The following is a 24,428-nucleotide window of genomic DNA, read 5'->3' on the forward strand; positions in this document are numbered from 1 at the left end:
CGTCCGTCCAGCCGAGGACGAGCAAGCGGAAGCCCTTCGTATAGCGGCGGCTCACATGGTCGTAGACGTTCGCCAAGAGTTCCACGCGCTTGGAACGCGAGCGGCTGAAGAGCGAATCGTCGACGACGATGGCACAACGCCGGCCGGCATCCGTCAGCGGTTTGATGGTTTCGTTGATGATCCGCGCCGCAAGAAGCAGCGTGAACTTGCGCCAGTTCGTGTGGCAGGAGTTCAAGAAGCGGTAAGCCGTGTCCTTGCCGAACGGCAGCGAATCCTCGTGAAGTCGGCGCTGCATATAGAGCGAGCGGTTCTCGAAGATGATGCTTACGAGCACGAGGAAAACGAGAATGGAGGAAAATCCTTTGAGCTTGCAAGCGTTGGCCGCGCGCAGAATCTGGCCGACATGATAACGACGGAAGAACGCCGAAGTTTTCTTCGAGATGGATTCCATCTGCTGGGTGGTTTGTGATATACTTTTCATAGCATGAGCCTCCGGTGCTTGGTATGTTTTTGAGCCAACATAATTATACCAAACTGGCAAGACTCATGCTATTTTTCTGTTTACAAAGCCTGGACTTTCAAGGGGTGCAGGGGATTTTTACCTGCGAAGTTTGAGTATATAATATTTCATATTGACAGGTTCCACCCATCGAATCTATAATAATAAATAAGCATTGCAGGTCTGTGGCTGAAAGTCGATGGTAGTCGCAGCCAAAGCGATCCACGTAACGCAGGAAAATCCTGCTGAGCATGGTGCGGTTTAGAAGTAAGTCCTGCCGGGAAAACCGAGAGGGTTAGTAGTGAGAGGAAGACACCGGGTAGCGAAAGCTCCAGCAGGCGAGTGTGGGGTCAAAAGCCAGGTCAGCTGCCGTGCTTATTTAAAATTCGATTTCTGTGGATGAAATCTGACATAGTTTGGGCGATGAGCAGAAGAAGTACTGATGGCCATTCTTCAGAGAGGGCATGGAAGGTGAAAATGCCTGGTGAGCTTTCAGGAAATGCATCTGTGAGCTGAAAAGGGGAATACAGTATCCTTTTCCGTAGGTCGACGATACGACTATGCGCGGCTTTTGCCGACAGAGTGGAATAACGGGCCACCGTCTCTGTGAGGCGGCGGTCTTTTTAATGGGAACTAGTTGGCTAGTGTACTAGTGTACTAGCTCACTAGCTCACTAGCTCACTAACCCATCGATTTCATGAAAGAAGATGATAACCATGTGTCACTGTTGCAGGGAAAAACAGGCTTATCATATCTTTCTTATATATGAATATAAATAAATCACTCTACAGATGGAGGAATCTAAATGGAAGAAATTAAAGTGTATAACACGCTGACGAAGGAAAAGGAAGTATTTAAACCGATTACACCAGGGGAAGCGAAGATTTATGTGTGCGGCGTAACGCCCTACAATCATCCCCATATCGGCAATGCCCGTCCGGCAGTGACCTGGGATGTGATTCGCCGCTACTTGGAATATGTGGGCTACAAGGTGGAATTCGTACAGAATTTTACGGATGTGGATGATAAGATTATCAATAAAGCCAATGCGGAAGGCACCGACTGGAAAACAATTTCTGACCGGTATATTGATGCCTATTTCCAGGTCATGGATGCACTCCATGTACGCCGGGCCGATGTATATCCCCGGGTTTCTGAACATATGGATGATATCATCCACATGGTGGAGACATTGATTCAAAAAGGCCATGCCTATGTACTGGGCGGCGATGTGTATTATGATATTTCCACTTTTAAAGATTACGGCAGGCTGTCTGGCAGGAAGATTGAAGATATGCTGGCAGGAGCCCGCATTGAAGTAAATGATGAGAAGAGAAATCCCGGAGATTTTGCTCTGTGGAAGGCTGCCAAGCCAGGCGAACCTTTCTGGGAAAGCCCCTGGGGAAAGGGCCGTCCGGGCTGGCATATTGAATGCTCTGCTATGTCCATCCATTACCTGGGCAAGACCTTTGATTTCCATGGCGGCGGCTCGGATCTGATTTTCCCGCATCATGAAAATGAAATCGCCCAGTCCGAAGGCTGCACCGGCTGCCATTTCGTAGATTACTGGCTCCATAATGGCTTCATTACCATTAACTCTGAAAAGATGAGTAAGTCCCTGAATAATTTCTTCCTGGTGAAAGACGTACTGGAGAAGTATTCCGGCGATGCGCTCCGCTATTTCCTTCTGTCCACCCATTACAGAAGTCCTCTTGATTTTTCTGATGACCGCCTGGAAGAAGCAGAAAAGAACATGGACAAGCTGAAAGACGTCATTGGCCGTGTGAAAGAATTGAGCGGCCGGGAAGGCAGTGAGGTGACAGAGGCCTCCAAAGCTCTTGAAAAAGCAGCAGAGGATGATATGAAAGTCTTCCATGAAGCCATGGATGATGATTTCAATACGGGCCTTGCTACGGGTGCCATGTTTGAACTGGCAAAGGCTATCAATGTGTATTACAACGATGTACACAGCGGTATTGGTTTCAACAAAGCATCTCTGGAAAAGGCAGGGAAGGCCTTCAAGACAATCCTTGATATTCTGGGTATTCTGGAAAAAGAATGGAAAAAGACGGAAGCCTATGATGATAAGGATTACAATGACCTCATGAATGTGATCCTTGCTGTCCGCCAGTCTGCCAGAAAAGCAAAGCAGTACCAGCTGGCTGATGAAATCCGGGATAAACTGGGTGAAATCGGCATTGTGATTGAAGATACTCCTACAGGAGCAAGGTGGAAGAAACGTGGAGTTTAAGAGAGTCTTATTTCTGAAAAAACAGATGGCTCATAAGATTGGTAAAGAATCTCCTGTTCTTGGTGAACAGGAGGTCTTTTCCATGGATGCGCTGACCCTGGCTTATATTGGCGATGCCTGTTGGTCCTTCTTTATCCGGAAGGCCCTTATCGATACAGGTATTTATAATGTGCAGATTCTGAACAGTCTGGCATCGGAAATCGTTTCCGCCCGCTGGCAGAGCCGTATTCTCTTTGAAATCAGGGAGCTTTTGAATGAGCGGGAGCTGAAGGTGGCCAAGAGGGCCAGAAATACCAGTTCCCATGTGCCGAAGAGTGCCACTGTGGAGGAATACCGGGAGTCCACAGCCTTTGAAGCGCTTCTTGGCTATCTGTACCTTTCCGGCCAGAAGCAGCGGCTGGATTTCATCCTTGAAAAAAGCTTGAAGTATGTGGCAGGAGAAATGAGCCATGAAAACTGATAAAAGGGAGAGACCATCCTTTAAACAGAAACAGTCCGGACAGCGTCGGCAGCCCCTGTCCTCATCCACCAGAGACGGAAGAAAGAAAAGACCTTTGAAAAAGGAGGGCTCTTCTGACTCTTTCCTCATCTGTGGAAGAAACAGCGTATCCGAATTTCTGAAGAGCAGGGGAGTGCGCCGGGTTTTCCTGAAAGAAGGAAAGAAGGATGACCGTCTGCTTTCCCTGGCGGCTCTGGCTGAAAAGCAGGGAGTGCCGGTGGAAGAGGTGAAGGAAGAAAAGCTGGATGATATGTCCGGCGGCGTAGTGCATCAGGGAATTGCAGCCCTGCTGAAGCCCTATGAGTATGCAGATCTTGACCGGGTGCTGGCGGATTGGGAAGGGAAGAGTCCCATCCTGATCCTGCTGGATGGGCTGGAGGATGTGCGCAACCTGGGAGCCATTGTCCGCACGGCGGAATGTGCCGGCGCAGCGGCGGTGCTTCTTCCTAAGCATAAAAGCCCGCCGGTAACGGCAGCGGCCATGAAGACCGCGGCCGGGGCCTTTGCCTATCTTCCTGTCTGTCAGACGGGAAATATCAGGCAGACTTTGGAAATGCTGAAGGAAAAGGGATTCTGGGTGGTAGGAGCCGATATGGACGGTGAAAGCCTCTATTATGACGCCAACCTGAAAGGCCCGCTGGTCATCGTTATGGGGGCAGAAGGGAAGGGCGTAAGTCCTCTTACCCGGAAAATGTGCGATTTCTGCGTACGTATTCCTATGAAAGGGAAGGTTTCTTCCCTTAATGTTTCTGTGGCAGCTGCTCTTCTCATTTATGAAGCAGCAAAGCAGAGGGATGAGTTATGAAGGATCTCTATCTGGTAGACGGCTATAATGTGATTTTCGGCAGACCTGACATCTTTGACCGGAGCGATTTGGAATCGTGCCGGAAGAAGCTCATGGACATTATGCAGGACTATGGTGCCCATAATGACATAGAAGTGATTATCGCCTTCGATGGGAAAGGGAATTCCACCAAGGTGAAGGTGGAGGAACTGTCCGCCTTCTTTACCATTGTGTATACGCCGAGAAGGATGACTGCCGATTCTTATATTGAAAAAGAATCCTATCTCCGGCGGGAAGAATACAGACATATCTTCGTGGTCACATCTGACGGCCCCGAGCAGAGCCAGATTCTGGGAAACGGTGCCTACCGGGTGCCGGTTTCAGACCTTATGCGGGCCATGGAAGAGGATAAGGCGCTGCAGTCCAAATTCATCACCAGGAATAACCATAAGAATCTCAGAAGTGAAATAGGGAGGGCCATCCCTCTATCTGTACAGGAAAAGCTGGATAAGCTGAGAGGGCGGTAATGGGTTTTCAATCCATTCTGCGAAAAAGGTTGCCGGAAGGGTTGGAGGCATTTTGCACTGCGTAATCGCAGGTCTTTGACAGAAAACGGAACCCTGCACAGGCATGATGATGTTCATCATGCCTGTTTCCTTTTTTGAATCTGTTCCTATGAGGTCTTTCCTGCCAAAAGGGCGGTGTACTGCCGTTTTTCCACCTTGCAAAAAGAATGATTCATGGAGAGAGCGGATTTTGCAGGCAGGAAATGGAGTTTATACAAAATTCAGTTGACCATTCATGATGATTAGTATAAAATAGTGTTTGATATCATTTCTTTTAGAAGATAGAACCGTATCTGCCGTACGTGAGGCAGGTGCAGAGGAGGATTCGCAGTGAAGTACTTTTTGATTGGATTAACCTTTGTGGTTTCCCTGCTTTTGATTGTGGTAGTGGTAGGTCAGGAATCTAAACAGGCCGGTATGGGTACAGCTATCGGCGGCGGTACGGAAAACGCAGCCGGCGGACGGACCAGGGGCAAGGATGCAGTGCTGTCCAAGTTCACTGTAGTCTTTGGTACCATGTTTGCTGTTCTCTGCCTGGTGCTTGGAAGATATATGAATACTTTCTGATTGACTGGGAAAATGTAGTCTGCCCTCCGATTTCATCAGGCGCAGGAATGAGCATTTCCCTGGAGGTTTGCCGGCGGCAGGCCTCTTTTTTATTTGGGCCTTGCGCAGAAGGCCTGTTTCATGTAGTCTTAGTATAGATATATACGTTTTAACTGTCTCTGAAGAGACATTTTTACAGGAAAGCACTGATTTATTCTCAGCATCGAATTCCATAAGTATTTTATTTAATGCATCGGCATAAGCATCTTTAGACAGCTTTCTATTCGCGCTTCCATTCCCGGCATTCCATAAAAATACAAAAATGAATTTCGATAACGATTGAATCAGCGTTTCCCTGGAGGAGAAATCAATGGAAAAAAAGGAATTGCTGCCTTATAAGCCCGGCGTCATTCTGCAGGGCGTGTATAAATCTTATGGTCGTTTTGGCTTCCTGCTCACCGATGATGACCATGAGGATGTGTACATTGCAGAGAAGGATCATCTGAACGCTGTAAATAATGATACGGTAGAAGTGAAGACCATGAAAAGCGAAACCGGCCGCCATAATACGGAGGGCCGGATTACCCGTGTCATTGAACGGGCAGATGATATGTTTGTATGTACTTATGAAATGCTGGCAGATGGCGGGGAAGCGGTACCTATTGATGAAAAGGTGGACATGGTCATCCAGATTCCCGAAGGCGATGAAATGGGAGCGGTTACCGGTGCCCGCGTCATGGTGCAGGTGACCCGCTGGCCCGGCGAGTGGACCGATGCGGAAGGCAAGGTGACGGAAGTCATCGGTTACAAAGGCGATAAAGGCCTTGATATTGACGTTATTATTGCCCAGCATCGTCTGCCCCATGTATTTTCCGATGACCTCATGAAGGAGGCGGACAATCTGCCTCGCACCATTGTACCGGAAGAAGGGGTGGCAGATTATAGAAATATGCCTATTGTCACCATCGATGGCCCTGATTCCAAGGATCTGGACGATGCGGTCTACTGCGAAAAGAAGGGAAATGGTCATTTCGCCCTGGGTGTCCACATAGCCGATGTATCCCGCTATGTAACCAAAGGCTCCCTTCTGGATGATGAAGCGTATCGGAGGGGCACTTCCGTATATCTGGCGGATCGGGTTATTCCCATGCTGCCTTTCCAGCTGTCCAATGATCTCTGCAGCCTGAACCATGATGAGGACCGCTATGCCATGTCCTGCCTTATGGATGTGGCGCCGGACGGCACGGTAAAAACAGAAAAAATTACACCTTCCATTGTGCGGGTGGCAAGACGCTGCAATTACCCGGAAATCAACAAGGCCTTTAACGAAGGCATTGCACCGGAAGATTTGAAAATTCATCTGCCCATGCTGGAAGATCTTAGGGAATGTGCAGCAGCTCTTCGGCAGAACCGCACCCGTCGGGGTGCCCTGGACTTCGATTTCCCGGAATACAAGGTGGTGCTTGATGAAGATGGCAAGCCCCTGCGCATTGAAAAGCGGATTCGCGGTGAATCGGAGAAAATGATTGAAGACGCCATGATTGCTGCCAACGAAGCAGTGGCCCGTTTCCTGGAAAAGACTGGCCATACGTCCATTTATCGTGTCCATGACCATCCGGACCAGGAAAAGCTGAATTCCCTGAAACGGCTCATCGCCATTATGGGCCTTCCCATTCACATTCCGGAAGACCCGGAACCAAAGGATATCCAGAAGCTCCTGGCATCGGTGAAGGGTCAGGATATTGAGGCCGTGGTACAGGTGATGACCCTGCGTTCCCTGCCCCAGGCCTGCTACAGCACAGACAATGACGGTCACTTCGGCATTGCCAGCACCTGCTACACCCACTTCACATCTCCTATCCGCCGTTATCCGGACCTCATGGTGCACCGTCTTATCCGGCAGGCTATTCATGATGAAATGACGAAACAGCAGCGGAAGCAGCAGACGGAGTTCCTGATTCGGGCAGCTGAACACTGCTCGGAAACGGAACAGAATGCCACGGAAACGGAACGGGATGTGGATGATCTGAAGATGACGGAATACATGGTGCCCTTCGTAGGAGAACCCTTCGATGGACATATTACCGGCATTACTCGGTTCGGTATTTTCGTAGGTCTTGATAACGGCGTGGAAGGACTGGTGCATGTGGACTCCATGGATGACGATGAATACGTGTACCAGGAAGATACCATGACCATGACCGGCCGATTCTCCGGCACCACCTACTCCATGGGCATGCCGGTGCGGGTGACGCTGGTGAAAGCGGATAAGGAAAGAAGGGAAGTGGATTTCGTCCTGGGAGAAATCCATTCGCCTCTGAATCTGGAGAAAAAGACAAGAACCTCTTCCCGCTCCAAGTCCCACTCCAGGAAGAAAGATAAGAAAGGAAGCGGCAAGTCCCGGGGCAAAAAAGGAGGAAAGAGGAAATAATCCCTTTCCTGCAGGAGGCTTTGTATGAAAAAAGAAAAAACGGCACCGCCGATAGCAGCTAACCGGCAGGCCTATCATAATTATTTTATCCACGACACCTATGAGTGCGGCATTGCCCTGACCGGTACGGAAGTAAAATCTATCCGCGCCGGCAGGGTGAATCTCAGGGACAGCTTTGCCAAAGTAGAACATGGGGAGGTCTTCCTGTGGAATGCCCATATCAGTCCCTACGAACAGGGAAACATCTTTAATCACAATCCCCTACGTACCAGAAAACTTCTTCTTCATAAGCAGGAAATCCGCAAGATTGAAATGAAGCTGAAAACAAAGGGGCTCACTCTGGTGCCTCTGAAAATGTATTTCAAGCACGGTAAAGTGAAAGTGGAAATCGGTACTGCTACCGGTAAGAAACTATATGACAAACGGCAGGACATGGCTGAAAAGGCGGCCAAAAGGGATCTGGACAGACGGATTAAGACCCAGAGGCTGGACTGAGACTGTCGGAAAAAGGTGCCTTTGGGAGAAAAAGGGGCCAATCATGGGGCAGATTGTGAAAGAGGTCCATAAGATTAAGATGATTGTTCTACTCTGGCATCGAAAGGCCATGTTACAGCTTCGCCCCGGGGTCCTTCATGGGAGTCGTTCTTCGTAGGGCTCTGTCATATGTATAAGACGGCTAAGAAGCTGTACCTTCCTAAGCCCTATGAACCCTTGTCAAATACTGGTATAATAAGAAGAATCAAATTGCAGGACTAAGATATAAGATCATAAGGAGAAAACATGGATAAAGACAAAAAGCCTTTTCATAAGGGAAACAGGAAGCCTTTTCGTAAGGATAGAAAAGGTACTGCCGGCGGACGGTTCAAACGGAAACTGAAACCGGGAGTGGAATTTGAAGACCGCCGGCTGGGTGTAGGCATTGTACGTAAGGTGACGGAAGATGGGATTACCGTGGCCTTTGGCGATGTGGAAAAGGTAATTCCCAGAAAGAAAAGGACCACGGCTCCGAGAGAAAGGAGGCCGGCGGCTTTGGGAAAACCTTTGGAAAAGAAGGTCTTTACCTTTGATGTGCAGCCTGGAGATAAAAAGCCTTTTTCCAAAGACCGGAAGGTAGAAAAACGGGAACCGGAAGTGGGGCTTGAAGTGGTCGATGAAACCCTGGGTAAAGGCGTGGTCAGCCGGATTACGGAAAGAGGAGTGTATGTGACCTACGAAGCGACTGGTGAACATGTCATGTATCCCCGGGGCCTGCCATCGAAGCTGCTGAAAAGCGCTTTCCCGGAAGTGAAAAAGGAAAAGAAAGCAGAACCTCACAAGGGAAAGGAAAGAACCTATAAGGTTCCGGAACAGGCAAAACCGGAGAAGAAAGAAAAAATCGTTCCCCACCGGGCTAAGGAAACCCACAGGGGCAATACCCGCTTTATTTCCCTGGGCGAAGGGACCCTGGTTATTTCTCCTCTCTATGGGGAAGGAATCATTATGGAAATCAGCAATGGACGAATGACCGTGAAGTTTACGGAAGTGGAAAAGGAATACACCTATCCTGCTGCCTTTGCTGCCGGTGAAATTGAAGTACTGGAAAAAGAAGATAAATAAAGAAAAGCCTGTGAAAAAATGTGCAATCATTTTTTCACAGGCTTTTTGGCTGCTGTTATTTATTTCTTTTCCATCTGTATATAGCTTTCGTCCCGCTTGAAGGGCCTGGTCATATCCATTTGGAATTTCGGAGATTTTCCCTCAACGCGGATGACAACATCATGGATGTTGGGAAATTCGGTGAGGGTGTCTACGGTCATGGCAATGAAAAGAGATTCGCCGGTGGAACCTTTGATATTATTCAGCTCTTTGCTGAAGTCCACGTAGGCGGTACCTTCCTTAATGGCAATGCTTTTCAGGGAAAGGCCGGCGGGAAGGAGGGGATATCTGGATTTTCTATCGGTTCTTATCATTTCCTCCATGGCTGTTTTGGCAGTACGGTCTTTGGACTTTACTTTCATGGAAACAGGAATGATTTTCGTGCCTTCATCATTGGCCTTGTAGTAGGTCAGTGATGCTTCCGATTCAGCGGGAAGAGGAGACTGAGAAGAAGCGGCCTGGGGGGAAAGGCTTGTGGCTGCCTGCTTTCCACTTTCCGGTGCACATCCGGCAAGGGCGATGGTTAAGGCGGAAGCGGCAAGCAGGGAGAAAATGATTTTTCTATTCATAGTCATGGCTCCTTAGGAAATGGCAGCAAAGTAGTTCACTAGTCCGTTGAAGAGGCTCTGGGCAATGCCCCGGGGACCCCAGGAAGAGGTGAGCATTTTGACGCGGTGGTCATTGGTGATGAATCCCATTTCCATGAGTACCGAAGGCATGGTGGTGTAGACATTCACGTAGAAATCATTGGATTTCACACCCCGGTCGGGGATGGAGAGGGAATTCATGGTGGCCTGGTGCATCATCTGGGCAAGCAGCAGGTCTTTGGAACTTTTAGCGTTGTAGTAGGCTGTGGTGCCGTCAACGGAAGAGTTGGAGAAGGAATCGATATGGATGGAAACGAAGGCGTCTGCATGGGCTTCATTGGCAATGTCGCAGCGGGCCTGCAGCTCCGGATCCGCATCGGCCCAGGGGCCGTACACATCTTTATCGGTGTCTCTGGTCATAACCACCTTGGCACCGGCAGAGGTGAGCATATCCCGCAGGGGGAGTGCGATGGAAAGGGTGATGTTCTTTTCATATACATCTTTGCCGCCGATATGGCCGATGGCACCTACATCAGTGCCGCCGTGACCCGGATCAATGCAGATGATTTTACCTTTTAGCACGCTTTTGGCATCGGAAGACACATTATAACTCTGCTTTTTATAGGAGGAAGCAGGGCTGGAAGAGGCAGCAGAGGAAGCCTTTTTTGTATAGGTCTGTTTGGCACCAATTACCGGGATATCCACTACCAGCCGGTGCGGTTTCTTCATTTTGGCATCGGGACGGAGGGCGAAAACACGGATATCATCGATTTTCTGGGGCTTGCTGAGGGCCACGTCCAGATAGGTATCGCCGTCTTTTTCAGAAAGAGTGGCAAAGTCAATGGCCCGGGGATCCATGTCATACTGGGAAGCCACGCTGCCCATGGAGGTCTTTTTCAGGACTACTTCGAAATTTTTCCCTGCATCATCAATGGCCGCTTCTGCATGGACAGCCTTGGAAAGATCCATGGCAATGCGGACAAAGGGAGGATTCCCGTCGTTACGGGAGGTCCAGCGGAGGGCCGTTACCTGGGCGTCTTTGGCCAGGGCGCCGGAAGCGGAGGGCAGCATAAGGATTGCTGCGAGAATAAGAAATAACCGGATTAACTTTTTTATCATTATACAGGTCCTTTCTGGAATCAGGCAGGAGTTTTATTTTCAGCTCCTGCGGTAGGGTCACCTTTTCAAGTAAATTTTATTATATCACTTTTTATGGTACTCTTTCTTCTTTTTATGGAAAGGATTGGATTTCTTATCAAAACAGAAATGATTTTAAACACAGAAAGGGCATATTGTATGATAAATTGTTATGATTGGTACTTTATTTCGACTTTTGATAGCCAAAGCATGTAAATCGTAGTAAAATAATCTATATTGCCTGATTAGGTGTGCTTTTTGAATTTGGATAAAGGGGAGTTTTAAGTGAAATTTTTATCAAGGGGCTGGAAAAAGACGGCGGCTGCTGCTGCCGCGCTGCTGCTTCTTTCTTCTTCCATGTTTGCACTCACCGGCTGTGCGCCGGGAGAAGCCAAAAGCGGGGCTTCTTCATCTGCCGCTGTGCAGGCTGAGGGTCAGCTGAAGCCGGGAACTGCCTATGTCAAGCGGGATCCCTCTGTTACCTACAGCGTGCCGGAAGGCGTTTCCGTGCTCATGTTCCATATGATTGGTGATATTCCGAACAACGCCGCCGTGGAGACGGAAGCAAACCTTCGCCTGCAGATGAACTATCTGAGAGATCACGGTTATCATCCCATTACCATGCAGGAACTCTATGACTATGTGACCAAAGGGGCTGCTCTTCCGGAAAAGCCGGTTTGCATCACTTTTGATGATGGCTATCTGGACAGTTATACCATTGTCTACCCCATGATGAAGGAATACGGTTTCCCCTGGACCCTTTTCCTCATTACCGATGATGTAGGCAAGCCCTATAACCGCATGACCTGGGATCAGCTGAAAGAAATGGCCGACAGCCATACGGTTACCATTGCCAACCATACGCTGTCTCACCCCAAGCTTCATAACCTGGCTACGGCCAAGGAAAAGGAGAAAGAAATCGTGGAAGCCAATGAGGCCTTGAAGTATCATCTTGGCATTGATAATGCCTGGCTGGCCTATCCATATGGCGACTATGATGACCAGGTGGTGGAAATCTGCAAGAAGGCAGGCATTAAAATGGCAGTTACTACCGACTCCGGCCGTGTCCATGTAGGAAGCTATCCCTATGAACTGAAACGGGTGTATATTGGTAATGATATTTCCCTGGCCCGTTTCTCTGAACGGCTGAACAAGGATAACTATACGCCGGTATAAGGAAATCCTGGCTTTGTTTTTTAGGAGCAAGAATGAAACGTATATTTCACAGCTTTATTTTCAAGTTTATTCTGATTACCCTGATTTTCTTCCTTGTTACTTCACCTATCGTGGTGCTCTTCGGACCCTTTGGTAATCTGAAACGGGCGGTGGTAGGGGCTATCATGCGTTCCCGTCATCCCCAGTACATTACCTGGCTTTATTCCCAGGATGAGCTGAACCAGATCCTTGGTGTGGTGAAAGCTACGGATACGCAGAAAATGTTCTCCTTCAAACCGCGGACTGATTCTACGCTGAATCTGAAGAAGATTGAAACATCCCGCTTCGTCGGCTACCTCCTGGAAATTCCCAACCCCACCAGGGTGGAAGTGGCTACGGCAGAGGACATCAATGAAAAAGGAGATACCACCAGCAACATTGCCAAGAAAAACAATGCGGTGGCTGCCATTAACGGCGGCGGCTTCTACGACCCCAACGGTACCGGCACCGGCCGTCTGCCCTATGGCTTCATTCTTCATAAAGGAAAGTATCTTCTGGGCCAGCAGGTAGATGACAGTGAAAAAGTGGATTTCGTCGGTATGACCAAAAGCGGAAACCTTATTGCCGGCAACTACAACAAGAAACAGCTCCGGGATATGGGAGCCATTGAAGGTCTTACCTTCGGGCCGCCCCTCATCATTAACGGGCAGAAAGTGATTAAAAGCGGCGACGGCGGCTGGGGCATTTCACCCCGTTCTGCCATCGGCCAGAAGAAAGACGGCACCATCCTCTTCCTCGTTATCGACGGACGGCAGCCGGGATACAGCATCGGTGCTACCCTGGTGGATTCCCAGAATATTCTGTATGAAAATGGTGCTTATATTGCAGCCAACCTGGACGGAGGCTCCTCCACCACCCTGTACTATAACGGCAAGGTAGTGAACAAGCCTGCCGACCTTCTGGGCGAGCGTATGATTCCTACCGCATTTATTGTGAAATAAGGAGGACAGGGTGAATAAGAAATTTGCTCAGCTGGCAGTATGCTTTATCCTTGGTATAGGCATCCAGGCCGGCGCCTATCTCTACATGGACCGCGTCCTCTTTGCTCCTCTTTCCAGCGGCGATTATGATATGTCCGACGTAAAGGACAAAATGGCGGAAGCTGCGGAAAAGGAAGGGAAAAAACTTTTTGCTAAAGTCAGTGTCAAGGGGAAGGCCTACTATTCCCACGACTATAAGTACATGGCTGATGTAACTGGTGATTCCGTCACCATTTACAAGGCTGACGATCTGGGAAATCCCCAGAACGTGGATCTTAAGAACCAGGGAGTATCCTTCTTTGAATGGATGCCCGATCGAAACCTGGCTCTCATGGCTCTTTATCCTGCTCACTGGAAGGGCGGCCGCTGGGACGTAACCTTGGCCCGCTATAATCCTGATGGCACTACCCATGAATCGGATGCTCCCATCAGGGATCTTCCAAGAAATTCTAAAATCGTTGACGTAGCCTATTCTACTGCCACCAATGCGGTGTATATGAAAATGGAAGTAGGGAAGGGGCTTTACCGTATTTACCGGACCGATGCCAATTATGATACCAGGCGTATCTACATCCAGACCTCACATATCGGAAAGATTGCCGTATACTACGACAAGGACCGCCTTTTCTACGATGACAGGCAGAAGGGCATCCTCTATACCTTCAATGGGGATGACAGCTCCTGGAGAGTCATTTCTCCACCTGGTGCCTTCCGTCTGGTGGGTGTGGATGAGGACAAGACCATTTATGCCGTCAAGATTAATACGAAAGGTGATGTGACAGCCTACTATACAGGAAAGCTGGGCGTAGGATTCAAGGAAGTGAAAGCCCTGGATTCGCCGGTAGAATTCAACTCCGTTACCATGCATATGATTAAAGAAGCTGCCGCTCAGGCAGGTAAATAAAGGCACAGCCTTCGGGCTGTGTTTTTTATGTGGAAAATAGCTTATGAAAAGGGGCAGTTTTTTTAGCTGGACATGGAGCCGGTACCAGAGGCTTTAGAAAAGAGCGGGGCAATGAGCCGGGGTGGAGTAAAACAATGAAAAACAGGGTGTCAGAATGCCCATGAAATGGTATAATATGTCAGATATGGGGAAGCGCCGGCTCTGTGCCGCGACGGCTTCCTGCAGGTGAATAGAGGAAGGGAGATCATGAATGGACGAGAAAGAAGAAGTCTACACAGCTGATGACCGACTGATTGTGGCACTGGATGTGGATTCTTTCGACAAAATGAAAGAACTGGTAGACGAACTGGGAGATCTGGTTTCTTATTATAAGGTAGGAATGGAGCTGTATTACAGCGCAGGCAGCGAAACCATCCATTACCTGAAGGAACATGGGAAGAAAGTGTTCCTGGACCTGAAGCTTCATGATATTCCCAATACCGTAGGCCACAGCGTGGCTTCCGTTACCCGTCTGGGAGTAAACCTGATTACAGTCCATGCCGGCGGCGGCAGGGCTATGATGCAGGCAGCTGCCAGATATGCAAAAATAACGGCAGATGAACTGGGAGTAGAACGTCCGAAGATTCTGGCAGTGACTGTACTCACCAGCTTTGACGACCAGGGCTGGCAGGAAGTGGGCGGTCATCTTCCTATTCAGGACCACGTACTGGAACTGGCCCAGCTGGCCAAAGATTCCGGTGTGGACGGCGTAGTGGCATCGCCTAGAGAAGCTTCATCCATCCGCAAAATGGCAGGGAATGATTTCCTTATCGTCACCCCGGGCATCCGCCCTTCTTTTGCCCAGACTGATGACCAGAAGCGCATTGCCACTCCATCGGAAGCTTTCAAAGACGGGTCTTCAATGCTTGTTATCGGCCGGCCTATTACCCAGGCCATTGATCCCTGCGCAGCAGCCCGTTTGATTTTAAAGGAAATTAAGGAGAATGCATGATGAACGAAAAAGAAGTTGAATCTTTACTGAAAGAAACCAAAGCCATTCTGGAAGGTCATTTCCTTCTCACCAGCGGCCTTCACAGCCCTCTGTATGTTGAAAAATTCAACGTTCTCCAGCATCCGGAATACACGGAAAAGCTGTGCCAGGAATTTGCCAACCACTTCAAGGGCATGGGCATTGAAACGGTTATCGGACCGGCTACCGGCGGCATTATCCTTTCCCAGGTGACTGCCCGCCTTCTGGGGGTTCGTTCCATTTTCACCGAAAGAGAAAACGGTAAAATGACTCTTCGCCGCGGTTTCAAAATTGCGCCTGGTGAAAAGGTGCTCATCGTAGAAGATATTGTCACCACCGGCGGCTCCATTAAAGAAGTAGTGGACGTGGTGAACAAGGCGAAAGGCGACATCGTAGGTATCGGCCTCTTCGTAGACCGTTCCGGCGGCAAGGCAGACTTCGGTGTTCCTAAAGAAAAGGTATATCCTCTTCTTCACCTCACCGTTCCTACCTACAAACCGGAAGAATGTCCCCTGTGCAAGGCCGGCGTGCCTATTACAGAACGAGGCAGCCATCATCTGAAATAATGGGAATGAGATTTTGACATAAAAAAAGCTGTAGAGCCATTTGGCTTTACAGCTTTTTTGCTGGTACAGCTGGACCGTGGATGCAGGAAGGAAAGCCGTAACGCCGGCATACCTGCTGCTCCACAGGAAAATACCACAAACTGAAGCGGCCCGTCCGTTGTCAGACGGGAGAAACCGTTGGTGCCGTAAGGGCGCAGATCCCTTACGCCTTTGCTGTTCCTTCTACCAGTTCTGTGAATAAATCATGAACCGTGGTTATTTGATTGATTTTCCACGCATTGGCACCGCAGAAGACAAGACCGTGGTCCACATCTCCTCTGACAGCGCGGATGAGGGCCTGGGTAATGCAGTAGGGGGTGGTGCTGGGATCGCAGGTCTTCAGGCAGTGGAAGCAGTTGGTTACAGGAATCCTTCCCTGACGGACGGCACGGACAAAAGGATTGAGCAGGGCGCGGCCCGGCATGTGGACAGGACTCTGCACAATGGTAACATCAGAGGGTTTTGCCTTGACATACATATTCTTGAAGGCCTCCGCTGCATCGCATTCTTTCGTAGCTACGAAACGGGTGGCCATCTGAACGCCGGACAGGCCCAGGGACAGGTAGTGTTCAATATCTTTTTTATCAAAAATACCGCCGCCGAAGACAACGGGGATTTTCTTATTGAATTTTTCTTCAAATTCCTTTACCACGCCAAGAATTTCCATAATCTCCTTTTCATAGCCGTCACTTTCATGCATTTTTACCTGTTCTCTGGTGTAGCCCAGATGGCCGCCGGCCTTGGGGCCTTCAATGACGACCAGGTCTGCCGTGCGGTTATGATGTTTGGCCCACAGCTTCAGAATGACCCGGGCGGCTTTCGGGGAGCCGATGATAGGCGCAATTTTTGTATTGGTGCCTTCTACACAAACCGGAAGGTCCGCCGGCAGGCCGGCGCCGGAAAAGATAATGTCGGCGCCGCTTTCAGCGGCCGTGCGGGCGTAGTCTTCATAGTGCTGACCCCGCCACATGATATTGATGCCGATAATGCCGTTTTTGGCTTTTTCGCGGGCTTTATGAATCTGCTCCTTTAAAGCGCGGATATTGGCTTTAACGGTGTTGGTACGGAAATCGGGTTCGTTGAATCCTACCTGGGCAGCGGAAATGACACCAATGCCGCCTTCCCTGGCCACGGCTCCTGCCAGTCCGGAAAGGCTGACGCCAATGCCCATACCTCCCTGGATGATGGGAATATTGGCAGTTAAGTCACCGATGTGAAGCTTTGGTAATTTCATATTATCACTCCTGGATAGTTTTAAAAATATAATACGAAAGAAATCAAACGTTTGACAAATGTGCAAACGTATAGTATCCTGTATTTACTGTAGTTTATTCCATATTCGAAGATAAGTCAATGAGAATTTTATGGAATATCTGCTCATAAAATCATACAATCACTACTTAAGGTATAAATTTTGAATTCCCGGTTATCTGTGTACTTCATTTCTTCTTTTTTATTTCTTATCTGGTGATAGCAGTAAGGAATAGAATATGCCGTTTCTATGGGGTAAAGAAAGGATTTATTTTTGGTTTATCACTGGAGATGGCAGGGAAACCGCAGAAAAAGGAAGCTGACTTTTCCGAAAACTTCAATTTCCTGATGCACCACTTGCATGGTTGTGGTATAGTATTATCAGCAGGTGATAAAAATGATGGAAAAACGGAAGATGGATAAAAACAAAAGACGAGAGGCCATACAGAATTTACTTCGCCAAAATCCATGTCTGACAGATGGAGATCTGGCAGAACGTTTTTCTGTGTCTGTGGCAACCATTCGTCTGGATCGGCAGACTCTGGGAATTCCTCAAATGCGGGAGCGCATGGAACAGCTGGTATCGTCCCAGCCTTCTGAATCCCATGAGGGAGTCAGGGTACTGGATCTGGATATCGGTCAGAAAGGGGTAGGCCTCTTGAAGACTACAGAAGAAATGGCTGACAGTGCAGGCATGGTTTCTGCTGAAAAGCTCTACGGGGCGGCTGCAGGCTTTGCGGAATCCCTGGCAGGGGTACCCTTTGCTTCCACTCAGGTAGGAAATATCAAGTATAAGATTCCCGTGGTGCCCGGAACGATTCTCATCGTAAAGGGCCGTATCGTGCTCATGCGAGGGAATAAAAAACATATATATATCAGTTTCTTCCGCGGTGATGAGGAAGTATACCGGGCTAAGTTTATTATGGAAATTTTGACTGAGACGGAGGCGTCCCATGGATAAAATAGCAGTTGACGCTATGGGCGGTGATTTCGCACCGCTGGAAATCGTACTTGGAGCTATAGAAGCAGTGCGGGAATATCATATTCCTGTGGTGCTGGTGGGCGATGAAGAGCGGATTCGTGATATCTTAAAGAAACATCATGAGGAAAATAATCCGTTGATTGAGGTACATCATGCCTCTCAGGTCATCGAAATGGGAGAACATCCCGGCATGGCCTACCGCAAGAAGAAGGATGCTTCCGTGTCTGTAGGCGCCAGGCTGGTGAAAAACGGGGAATGCGGAGCCCTGGTGGCACCAGGATCCACGGGGGCTGCTGTGACAGCCGGCCTTCTGGGTATCGGACGGATTAAGGGCATTGAGCGCCCCGCCATCCTGACACCGATCCCCAATGAAAAAGGGGGGTATACCTATCTTATCGATTCCGGCGCCAGCGCCCAGCCTAAAGTGGAAACTTATGTGCAGAATGCTCTTCTGGGTTATATTTATGCCCAAAAGGTGGCAGGCATCGCTCATCCTAAAATCGGCCTTCTGAACATCGGTGAAGAAAGCGTAAAGGGCAGCCCTCTGGTGGCGGAAGCCAATCAGGTCCTTTCATCGCAGAAAGTGATTCCCTTTGCAGGCAACGCCGAAGGTCGGGATGTGATGACCGGCGAATTTGATGTCATCGTAACCGACGGCTTTACAGGCAATGTGGTTCTGAAATTCGGAGAAGGGGCAGGAAAACTGGTGGCAGCCCTTTTGAAGGATGCTGTGATGAAAGGGGGGCTTCGCGCCAAGCTGGGCGGACTCCTTCTTAAACCGGCTTTGAAGAAATACATGGCTAAGCGCCTTGATTATTCTGAGTACGGCGGCGCGCCTCTTCTGGGAATCAGAGGGGCACTCCTTATCTGCCACGGCGCGTCCAAAGCCAGGGCTATTAAAAATGCCATCCGTATGGCCAGAGATGTGTGCAGCGAAAGGCTGGACGAAGTGGTAGCAGAAACACTTTCAAAGATGAATTTGAAAGAACAGGAATAAAATGCAGGGAAGCACCGATTCACAGAGTCGGATTTCATAAGTGCTTCCCGGGGCAGCATCCTGTAGAAATCAGTGCTTTACACATTACATAAAAGGAACGGAAAGCACTGCGAATCATTTGTGTTTATCCTGTATCCTTATTAGGGAAGGACTTTTGATTATGGAAAATACACGTTTTGCCGGTATTTTGGGCACCGGTCACTATGCGCCGGAGAAGATACTGACAAATGCAGATCTGGAAAAAATGGTGGATACATCAGATGAATGGATCCGTACGAGAACCGGCATAGAAACAAGGCATATTGCGGCACAATCGGAAAATACGTCGGACCTCTGTGTTCATGCGGCAAAGCAGGCCATGGAAGCGGCCGGTGTCACGGTGGATGATATTGATTTCATTCTGGTGGCTACAGCATCTCCTGACTATGTAGTGCCTTCTACGGCCTGCCTGGTACAGGATAAACTGGGCTGCACCCATGCCGGTGCCATGGATATTTCCGCCGGATGCTCCGGCTATATCTATGCTGTGGCTGTAGCATCCAACATGGTAAAGGCAGGCATGTACAAACATATCCTTGTGATCGGTGCAGAAATTCTGTCCCGTCTGGTAAACTGGCATGACCGTTCCACCTGTATCCTTTTTGGTGATGGCGCAGGGGCAGCGGTCATCGGGGAAACGGAAGAGGGCTATGGCCTTCTGGCATCGGACCTTGGTTCTGACGGCAGTCTGGGCAAGATTCTTGATATCCCTGCCAGCGGCGTGGCAGAACCGGTGACTCACCGTGCCATCGATTCCGGCCGTATTTATATTCATATGGAAGGACCGGAGGTATTCAAGGCAGCGGTACGTCATATGGGCGCCACTACCTTGAAAACGCTGGAAAAGGCGGGAGTAGAAAAGGACGATATTGATATGTTCATTGCCCATCAGGCAAACAACCGCATTATTCAGGCCATTGCCAAGCGGCTTCAGGTGCCGGCAGACCATATGTGGGTAAACGTGGATCGTTTCGGCAACACCTCTGCCGCTTCCGTAGGCATTGCTCTGGATGAGGCCGTGCGGGCAGGTAAGGTGAAACACGGTGATATCGTGGTTCTTACCGGATTCGGTGCCGGACTCACCTGGGGCTGCGATGTTATGCGGTGGATGTAAGTTCCAAGGCATTCCGCTTTCCCGTGACTCAGAATACAGGGAAAAGCCTTTCCCATAAGTTTATTCCAAAGAATTCATAATGTTACCATATATTACTATTACATTACGCCATGAGGTGATACGATGAAAACAGCATTTCTTTTTCCGGGACAGGGTTCCCAGAAGGTAGGCATGGTTCACGATCTTTACGAAAATTTTGATTCCGTAAAGCATCTGGTAGAAGAAGCAGATGATACGCTGGGATTTTCTATTTCCAAAATGATGTTTGAAGGTCCGGACTCCGAGCTGATGAAGACAGAATTTACCCAGCCTGCCATTTTGACTGCCAGTGTAGCTGTATGGCAGGTGCTGAAGGAAAAAGGCGTGGAGCCAGCTGTTGCTGCAGGCCACAGCCTTGGTGAATATTCCGCTCTGGTAGCGGCTGGCGCCATTTCCTTTGCAGACGCTGTAAAGACGGTACATCTCCGCGGCCGTTTCATGCAGGAAGCAGTGCCTCTGGGAGAAGGGGGAATGGCTGCTATTATCGGGCTTACTCCTGATAAGATTGTGGAAGTGTGCCAGTCTGTTTCCACCGATGATGCACCTGTGCAGGCAGTTAATTTCAACTGCCCTGGACAGGTGGTGATTGCCGGTGCCACAAAAGGAGTTGAAAAAGCCTGCGAAGCTCTGAAGGCAGCAGGTGCCCGCCGTGCGATCATGCTTCATGTGAGTGCTCCCTTCCATTCCACCCTCATGGAACCGGCAGCCGCCAGACTGAAGGAAGTTCTTGATACCATTGAAATCCATGATACGAAGATTCCGGTGGTGGCCAATGTAAATGCCAAAGAAGAAACAAAGGCCGATGAAATCCGGCAGAACCTGGTGGACCAGGCTGCACATCCGGTACACTGGGAAGAATCCATTCGTCATATGATTGCCGGCGGCGTGGACTACACGGTCGAAGCCGGCCCGGGCACTGTTCTTTCCGGATTTATGAGAAAGATTGACCGCAAGATTCCTTCCGTTCATGCAGAAGATACAGCAACAGTTGAAGAAGTGGTCAAAGCTCTGAAGGGAGAATAATCCATGGAAAACATTGAAAAAACAGCACTGGTCACCGGTGCGTCCAGAGGTATTGGCCGGGCTATCGCCCTGGCTCTGGCATCCAAAGGTTTTGCAGTGGCCCTGAACTATGCGGGAAGCCATGATGCAGCCGAAGCGGTAAAGAAAGAAATCGAAGACGCCGGCGGCAAAGCTTTTACTGTACAGGGAGATGTGTCTAAAAGTGAAGATGTGGACCGCATTTTCAAAACCGTAAAAGATGAGTTCGGCGGCCTGGATGTACTGGTAAACAATGCAGGCATTAACAGGGATGCCCTTCTTATCCGCATGAAGGAATCCAACTGGGATGACGTGATTGCTACGGACCTGAAGAGTGATTTTCTCACCACTAAGGCAGCTGCTGCCATGATGATGAGGAAGAGAAAAGGCTCCATCATTAATATTTCTTCTGTAGTAGGCATTATGGGCAATATCGGTCAGGTCAACTACGCGGCAGCCAAGGCAGGGGTGATTGGTCTTACCAAGGCCTGCGCTAAAGAAATGGCTGCCCGGAATATCCGAGTCAATGCGGTGGCTCCCGGCTTTATTGAAACAGCTATGACCGATGGCATTCCTGAAAAAATCAGGGAAGGCATGATTGCATCCATCCCCATGGGACGGATGGGCCAGCCCGAGGACATTGCCAGGGCTGTGTGCTTCCTGGCTTCCGATGATGCGTCCTACATCACCGGCCAGGTACTGGTGGTAGACGGCGGTCTTGTAATGTAATCTGACTTGGGGAATTGCCACCGGTTGGAAGAAATCCTGCTAAATAAGCAGTTTATTACGGAAAACAGGTGACAAGCTCCTGTGGTTGTAATATAATCAGAAAGGTACATTTCTCAATGAAAGGTGGTGAAATTATAATGAGCACTTTTGACAGAGTAAAGAAAATCGTTGTTGACCAGCTGGGTGTAAACGAAGCTGATGTAACCATCGATTCTACTTTCATTGACGACCTGGGCGCTGATTCCCTCGATATCGTTGAACTGATCATGGCATTTGAAGAAGAATTCGACATTGAAATTCCGGATGATGCTGCTGAAAAGATTAAAACTGTAAAGAACGCTGTAGACTACATCGACAGCCAGATTCAGTAATCAGAAAGTTATAGTCATAATGGGGCCGGGGAAGCTGTTTCCCCGGCAAACCAGTATGATGGGGGAAAATGCCTCAAAAAAGCGGATTACCGGTCCGTTGTTATCCGTTTTTTTGAGGTCTTATCCTTTCACGAAGATATTCGGAATTTTTTATTGCGAGGTGCTCCTTAATGGAAAAAAGAAGAGTCGTTATAACAGGTATGGGCGTAGTTTCTCCCGTAGGTATCGGTACAGAAGAATTCTGGAATGCGCTGATGGCCGGCAAATCCGGTATTGGCCCGATTACAGAATTTGATCCGGAAGGATTCCCTGTGCGCATTGCCGGCGAAGTCAAGGACTTTGATGCTGTGAAATATGTGGGAGACAGAAAAGCCGTCCGCCATATGGACCGGAATGTGCAGTTTGCAGTGGCAGCTGCCAAAATGGCAGTGGAAGATGCCAAACTGGACATGAGCGTTGAAAACCCTGACCGTGTAGGTACCATTATTGGTACCGGCATCGGCGGCATCAATACCATGGAAGAGACAGTCCATCGCATTGACACCAGAGGACCAGCCAAGGTGAATCCCTTTGCTGTTCCCATGATGATTGCCAATATGGCTGCCGGCCAGGTTTCCATCAACTTCGGTCTTATGGGACCGGTACTGGCTGATGTGACTGCCTGCGCTTCCGGAAATAATGCCATCGGCCGCGCTACCAGAACCATCCAGTACGGCGATGCGGATGTCATGTTCGCCGGCGGTACCGAAGCTGCTGTAGCCAAGACCCCTATGGCAGGATTTGCTGCCATGAAAGCCCTTTCCTCCAGGGAATGCCCGCCGGAAGAAGCGTCCTGCCCCTTTGACGTAAGAAGAGACGGCTTTGTCCTTGGCGAAGGCAGCGGCGTGCTCATTCTGGAAGAACTGGAACACGCAAAGAAGAGAGGCGCCCATATTTATGCAGAAGTCATCGGTTACGGCTCCAACGGCGATGCTTATCACATTACCGCTCCCCGTCCCGGCGGAGAACTGGCAGCCCGCTGCATGAAGAAAGCCATTGATGATGCAGGTATTTCTCCCGATGATATTGATTACATCAATGCTCATGGCACATCTACCGGCCTGAACGATAAAAACGAGACCAAGGCCATTAAAGACGTTCTTGGCAAACATGCCTACGACGTAGTGATTAACTCTACCAAATCCATGACCGGCCATCTTTTGGGGGCTGCCGGTGCCATTGAAGCCATCGTCTGCGTTCTGTCCATCGAACATAATAAAGTTCACCAGACACTGAACCTGAAGACCCCGGATCCGGAATGCGACCTGGACTATGTACCGGAAGGACCGAGAGACGTCAAGGTGGACGTGACCATGTCCAATGCTTTCGGCTTCGGCGGACATAACGCAGTTGTTGTTATGAGGCGCTATGAAGAATGAGCCATGCAGAAACAAGGCGTAAAGAACGTCTTGAAGAAGTAAGGAAATTCGCAGAAGACAACAACATTCCCGTGCAGAATATCCAGCTTCTGAATACAGCTCTCACCCATACCTCCTATGCCAATGAGCATAAGGGAGAGGTGATTCATGACAATGAAAGACTGGAATTTCTGGGAGATGCGGTGCTGGACCTGGTGGTGGGGGAATACCTCTTCCTTCGTTTCCCTACCTGGCCGGAAGGAAATCTGACCCGTGCCAAAGCCAGTGCCGTGTGCAAACCGGCCTGCGCTGAATGCGCCGCCAAATTTCATATCGGCGACTACATGCGTCTAGGCAGGGGAGAGGAAATGTCCGGCGGCCGTACCAGGGTTTCCATCCTGGGCGATGCCTTCGAAGCAGTCATCGGTGCCATTTATCTGGACAACAACTACGAAGTGGCAGCCCGCTTCATCCTGGGCCATCTGAAGAAATACCTGGACCTCATCGATGAAGGCAACTATGACCATGATTACAAAACGGACCTGCAGGAACTGGTGCAGAAACACAAAGAGGCAGATATCCGCTATGAAGTGGTCCGTGACGAAGGCCCGGATCACGACAAGACCATCTGGATGAAGATTACCATTAACGGTAAAGACTTCGGCACCGGTATGGGAAAAAATAAAAAAGAAGCAGCCCAGAAAGCGGCCAGAGAAGCAATCAGCCGCCTGCAGAAAGGCGCACAGATATAAGAAATGCAAAAGCACCGGAACCTTCATGGGGCGGTGCTTTTCTGATGGCAGGGGAAAAGTCTTCTGCC

Annotated in this window: 26 protein-coding genes; 22 read left to right on the forward strand and 4 right to left on the reverse strand. The window is 49.4% G+C overall.

From position 1 onward, the window contains the following. The coding region (locus tag HMPREF9453_RS11180; RefSeq protein WP_008858805.1) for a transposase at positions 1-481 on the reverse strand (481 nt) is incomplete at its 3' end. Positions 482-1,304: 823 nt separating this feature from the next. Between HMPREF9453_RS11180 and cysS the strand changes: the two genes are divergently transcribed. The 8 genes from cysS (at position 1,305) to HMPREF9453_RS01595 (ending at position 9,172) form a co-directional block, all read left to right on the forward strand. After that, positions 1,305-2,750 (forward strand): cysteine--tRNA ligase, encoded by a 1,446-nt coding sequence (gene cysS, locus HMPREF9453_RS01560; RefSeq protein ID WP_008858806.1) that lies wholly within the window; start codon positions 1,305-1,307, stop codon positions 2,748-2,750. Continuing rightward, on the forward strand, positions 2,740-3,210 hold the full coding sequence (locus HMPREF9453_RS01565; protein ID WP_040379466.1) for a Mini-ribonuclease 3: 471 nt from the start codon (positions 2,740-2,742) through the stop codon (positions 3,208-3,210). Before cysS ends, HMPREF9453_RS01565 begins: the two co-directional genes overlap by 11 nt. Then, positions 3,200-4,054 carry a 23S rRNA (guanosine(2251)-2'-O)-methyltransferase RlmB gene (gene rlmB, locus HMPREF9453_RS01570; protein ID WP_008858808.1) on the forward strand — a complete coding sequence of 285 codons (855 nt, stop codon included), beginning with the start codon at positions 3,200-3,202 and terminating at the stop codon, positions 4,052-4,054. The genes HMPREF9453_RS01565 and rlmB overlap by 11 nt, the downstream gene beginning before the upstream one ends. Then, entirely contained in the window at positions 4,051-4,560 is a 510-nt protein-coding gene (locus HMPREF9453_RS01575; protein ID WP_008858809.1) for an NYN domain-containing protein, read from the forward strand. Before rlmB ends, HMPREF9453_RS01575 begins: the two co-directional genes overlap by 4 nt. 369 nt (positions 4,561-4,929) lie before the next feature. Further along, positions 4,930-5,166 carry a preprotein translocase subunit SecG gene (secG, locus tag HMPREF9453_RS01580; RefSeq protein ID WP_008858810.1) on the forward strand — a complete coding sequence of 79 codons (237 nt, stop codon included), beginning with the start codon at positions 4,930-4,932 and terminating at the stop codon, positions 5,164-5,166. A gap of 349 nt (positions 5,167-5,515) precedes the next feature. After that, a complete protein-coding gene (gene rnr, locus HMPREF9453_RS01585) occupies positions 5,516-7,576 on the forward strand; it encodes a ribonuclease R (protein WP_008858811.1) in 2,061 nt (686 codons plus the stop codon). 24 nt (positions 7,577-7,600) lie between these two features. Then, positions 7,601-8,071 carry an SsrA-binding protein SmpB gene (smpB, locus tag HMPREF9453_RS01590; protein WP_008858812.1) on the forward strand — a complete coding sequence of 157 codons (471 nt, stop codon included), beginning with the start codon at positions 7,601-7,603 and terminating at the stop codon, positions 8,069-8,071. A gap of 285 nt (positions 8,072-8,356) precedes the next feature. Further along, positions 8,357-9,172 carry a hypothetical protein gene (locus HMPREF9453_RS01595; protein WP_008858813.1) on the forward strand — a complete coding sequence of 272 codons (816 nt, stop codon included), beginning with the start codon at positions 8,357-8,359 and terminating at the stop codon, positions 9,170-9,172. 59 nt (positions 9,173-9,231) lie between these two features. On the opposite strand, the gene HMPREF9453_RS01600 is transcribed toward HMPREF9453_RS01595, so the two are convergent. Then, the gene (locus HMPREF9453_RS01600) at positions 9,232-9,780 is read right to left on the reverse strand and encodes a GerMN domain-containing protein (protein WP_008858814.1); all 549 of its coding nucleotides are present in this window, start codon (positions 9,778-9,780) and stop codon (positions 9,232-9,234) included. A gap of 12 nt (positions 9,781-9,792) precedes the next feature. Next, positions 9,793-10,917, reverse strand: coding sequence for an N-acetylmuramoyl-L-alanine amidase family protein (locus HMPREF9453_RS01605; RefSeq protein WP_008858815.1), 1,125 nt, complete (start codon positions 10,915-10,917; stop codon positions 9,793-9,795). A gap of 303 nt (positions 10,918-11,220) precedes the next feature. On the opposite strand from HMPREF9453_RS01605, the gene HMPREF9453_RS01610 reads away from it, so the two are divergent. The 5 genes from HMPREF9453_RS01610 (at position 11,221) to pyrE (ending at position 15,609) form a co-directional block, all read left to right on the forward strand. Next, positions 11,221-12,111 (forward strand): polysaccharide deacetylase family protein, encoded by an 891-nt coding sequence (locus HMPREF9453_RS01610; protein ID WP_008858816.1) that lies wholly within the window; start codon positions 11,221-11,223, stop codon positions 12,109-12,111. Between the two features lie 32 nt (positions 12,112-12,143). Then, the gene (locus HMPREF9453_RS01615) at positions 12,144-13,091 is read left to right on the forward strand and encodes a phosphodiester glycosidase family protein (protein WP_008858817.1); all 948 of its coding nucleotides are present in this window, start codon (positions 12,144-12,146) and stop codon (positions 13,089-13,091) included. A 10-nt stretch (positions 13,092-13,101) separates the two neighbouring features. Then, positions 13,102-14,034 (forward strand): hypothetical protein, encoded by a 933-nt coding sequence (locus tag HMPREF9453_RS01620; protein ID WP_008858818.1) that lies wholly within the window; start codon positions 13,102-13,104, stop codon positions 14,032-14,034. A 250-nt stretch (positions 14,035-14,284) separates the two neighbouring features. Next, complete coding sequence (pyrF, locus tag HMPREF9453_RS01625) at positions 14,285-15,025, forward strand: orotidine-5'-phosphate decarboxylase (RefSeq protein ID WP_008858819.1); 741 nt, start codon at positions 14,285-14,287, stop codon at positions 15,023-15,025. Continuing rightward, a complete protein-coding gene (pyrE, locus tag HMPREF9453_RS01630; RefSeq protein WP_008858820.1) occupies positions 15,022-15,609 on the forward strand; it encodes an orotate phosphoribosyltransferase in 588 nt (195 codons plus the stop codon). The genes pyrF and pyrE overlap by 4 nt, the downstream gene beginning before the upstream one ends. A gap of 202 nt (positions 15,610-15,811) precedes the next feature. Here pyrE and HMPREF9453_RS01635 read toward each other — a convergent pair whose 3' ends face one another. Then, positions 15,812-16,882, reverse strand: a complete 1,071-nt coding sequence (locus HMPREF9453_RS01635; protein WP_008858821.1) for an NAD(P)H-dependent flavin oxidoreductase — start codon at positions 16,880-16,882, stop codon at positions 15,812-15,814. Positions 16,883-17,190: 308 nt separating this feature from the next. Here HMPREF9453_RS01635 and HMPREF9453_RS12345 point away from each other — a divergent pair, with 308 nt between their 5' ends. The 9 genes from HMPREF9453_RS12345 to rnc all read left to right on the forward strand — a co-directional run bounded on the left by HMPREF9453_RS12345 (position 17,191) and on the right by rnc (position 24,360). Beyond that, a complete protein-coding gene (locus HMPREF9453_RS12345) occupies positions 17,191-17,322 on the forward strand; it encodes a hypothetical protein (RefSeq protein WP_262359544.1) in 132 nt (43 codons plus the stop codon). Beyond that, positions 17,297-17,860 (forward strand): DeoR family transcriptional regulator, encoded by a 564-nt coding sequence (locus HMPREF9453_RS01640; protein WP_008858822.1) that lies wholly within the window; start codon positions 17,297-17,299, stop codon positions 17,858-17,860. The genes HMPREF9453_RS12345 and HMPREF9453_RS01640 overlap by 26 nt, the downstream gene beginning before the upstream one ends. Next, complete coding sequence (gene plsX, locus HMPREF9453_RS01645; RefSeq protein ID WP_008858823.1) at positions 17,853-18,878, forward strand: phosphate acyltransferase PlsX; 1,026 nt, start codon at positions 17,853-17,855, stop codon at positions 18,876-18,878. The genes HMPREF9453_RS01640 and plsX overlap by 8 nt, the downstream gene beginning before the upstream one ends. A gap of 160 nt (positions 18,879-19,038) precedes the next feature. After that, on the forward strand, positions 19,039-20,031 hold the full coding sequence (locus HMPREF9453_RS01650) for a beta-ketoacyl-ACP synthase III (RefSeq protein WP_008858824.1): 993 nt from the start codon (positions 19,039-19,041) through the stop codon (positions 20,029-20,031). Positions 20,032-20,154: 123 nt separating this feature from the next. Further along, positions 20,155-21,093, forward strand: coding sequence for an ACP S-malonyltransferase (gene fabD / locus HMPREF9453_RS01655; RefSeq protein WP_008858825.1), 939 nt, complete (start codon positions 20,155-20,157; stop codon positions 21,091-21,093). Between the two features lie 3 nt (positions 21,094-21,096). After that, positions 21,097-21,840 carry a 3-oxoacyl-[acyl-carrier-protein] reductase gene (gene fabG, locus HMPREF9453_RS01660; protein ID WP_008858826.1) on the forward strand — a complete coding sequence of 248 codons (744 nt, stop codon included), beginning with the start codon at positions 21,097-21,099 and terminating at the stop codon, positions 21,838-21,840. A gap of 137 nt (positions 21,841-21,977) precedes the next feature. Then, a complete protein-coding gene (locus HMPREF9453_RS01665) occupies positions 21,978-22,211 on the forward strand; it encodes an acyl carrier protein (protein WP_008858827.1) in 234 nt (77 codons plus the stop codon). A 170-nt stretch (positions 22,212-22,381) separates the two neighbouring features. Further along, positions 22,382-23,629: a beta-ketoacyl-ACP synthase II gene (fabF, locus tag HMPREF9453_RS01670; RefSeq protein WP_008858828.1), complete on the forward strand. Its 1,248-nt coding sequence runs from the start codon at positions 22,382-22,384 to the stop codon at positions 23,627-23,629. Next, on the forward strand, positions 23,626-24,360 hold the full coding sequence (gene rnc, locus HMPREF9453_RS01675; protein WP_008858829.1) for a ribonuclease III: 735 nt from the start codon (positions 23,626-23,628) through the stop codon (positions 24,358-24,360). Before fabF ends, rnc begins: the two co-directional genes overlap by 4 nt. Positions 24,361-24,428: the final 68 nt, after the last annotated feature.

This window comes from Dialister succinatiphilus YIT 11850, assembly GCF_000242435.1.
GTDB lineage: Bacteria > Bacillota > Negativicutes > Veillonellales > Dialisteraceae > Dialister > Dialister succinatiphilus.

Coding starts and splice junctions, on each gene's coding strand:
- HMPREF9453_RS01600 (WP_008858814.1), bottom strand. CDS start 9,780: ATGAATAGAAAAATCATTTTCTCCCTGCTTGCCGCTTCCGCCTTAACC.
- fabF (WP_008858828.1), top strand. CDS start 22,382: ATGGAAAAAAGAAGAGTCGTTATAACAGGTATGGGCGTAGTTTCTCCC.
- HMPREF9453_RS01605 (WP_008858815.1), bottom strand. CDS start 10,917: ATGATAAAAAAGTTAATCCGGTTATTTCTTATTCTCGCAGCAATCCTT.
- fabG (WP_008858826.1), top strand. CDS start 21,097: ATGGAAAACATTGAAAAAACAGCACTGGTCACCGGTGCGTCCAGAGGT.
- HMPREF9453_RS12345 (WP_262359544.1), top strand. CDS start 17,191: ATGGCAGGGAAACCGCAGAAAAAGGAAGCTGACTTTTCCGAAAACTTC.
- cysS (WP_008858806.1), top strand. CDS start 1,305: ATGGAAGAAATTAAAGTGTATAACACGCTGACGAAGGAAAAGGAAGTA.
- HMPREF9453_RS01595 (WP_008858813.1), top strand. CDS start 8,357: ATGGATAAAGACAAAAAGCCTTTTCATAAGGGAAACAGGAAGCCTTTT.
- plsX (WP_008858823.1), top strand. CDS start 17,853: ATGGATAAAATAGCAGTTGACGCTATGGGCGGTGATTTCGCACCGCTG.
- HMPREF9453_RS01665 (WP_008858827.1), top strand. CDS start 21,978: ATGAGCACTTTTGACAGAGTAAAGAAAATCGTTGTTGACCAGCTGGGT.
- rlmB (WP_008858808.1), top strand. CDS start 3,200: ATGAAAACTGATAAAAGGGAGAGACCATCCTTTAAACAGAAACAGTCC.
- HMPREF9453_RS01640 (WP_008858822.1), top strand. CDS start 17,297: ATGATGGAAAAACGGAAGATGGATAAAAACAAAAGACGAGAGGCCATA.
- HMPREF9453_RS01635 (WP_008858821.1), bottom strand. CDS start 16,882: ATGAAATTACCAAAGCTTCACATCGGTGACTTAACTGCCAATATTCCC.
- smpB (WP_008858812.1), top strand. CDS start 7,601: ATGAAAAAAGAAAAAACGGCACCGCCGATAGCAGCTAACCGGCAGGCC.
- HMPREF9453_RS01575 (WP_008858809.1), top strand. CDS start 4,051: ATGAAGGATCTCTATCTGGTAGACGGCTATAATGTGATTTTCGGCAGA.
- rnc (WP_008858829.1), top strand. CDS start 23,626: ATGAGCCATGCAGAAACAAGGCGTAAAGAACGTCTTGAAGAAGTAAGG.
- pyrE (WP_008858820.1), top strand. CDS start 15,022: ATGATGAACGAAAAAGAAGTTGAATCTTTACTGAAAGAAACCAAAGCC.
- HMPREF9453_RS01615 (WP_008858817.1), top strand. CDS start 12,144: ATGAAACGTATATTTCACAGCTTTATTTTCAAGTTTATTCTGATTACC.
- rnr (WP_008858811.1), top strand. CDS start 5,516: ATGGAAAAAAAGGAATTGCTGCCTTATAAGCCCGGCGTCATTCTGCAG.
- pyrF (WP_008858819.1), top strand. CDS start 14,285: ATGGACGAGAAAGAAGAAGTCTACACAGCTGATGACCGACTGATTGTG.
- fabD (WP_008858825.1), top strand. CDS start 20,155: ATGAAAACAGCATTTCTTTTTCCGGGACAGGGTTCCCAGAAGGTAGGC.
- HMPREF9453_RS01650 (WP_008858824.1), top strand. CDS start 19,039: ATGGAAAATACACGTTTTGCCGGTATTTTGGGCACCGGTCACTATGCG.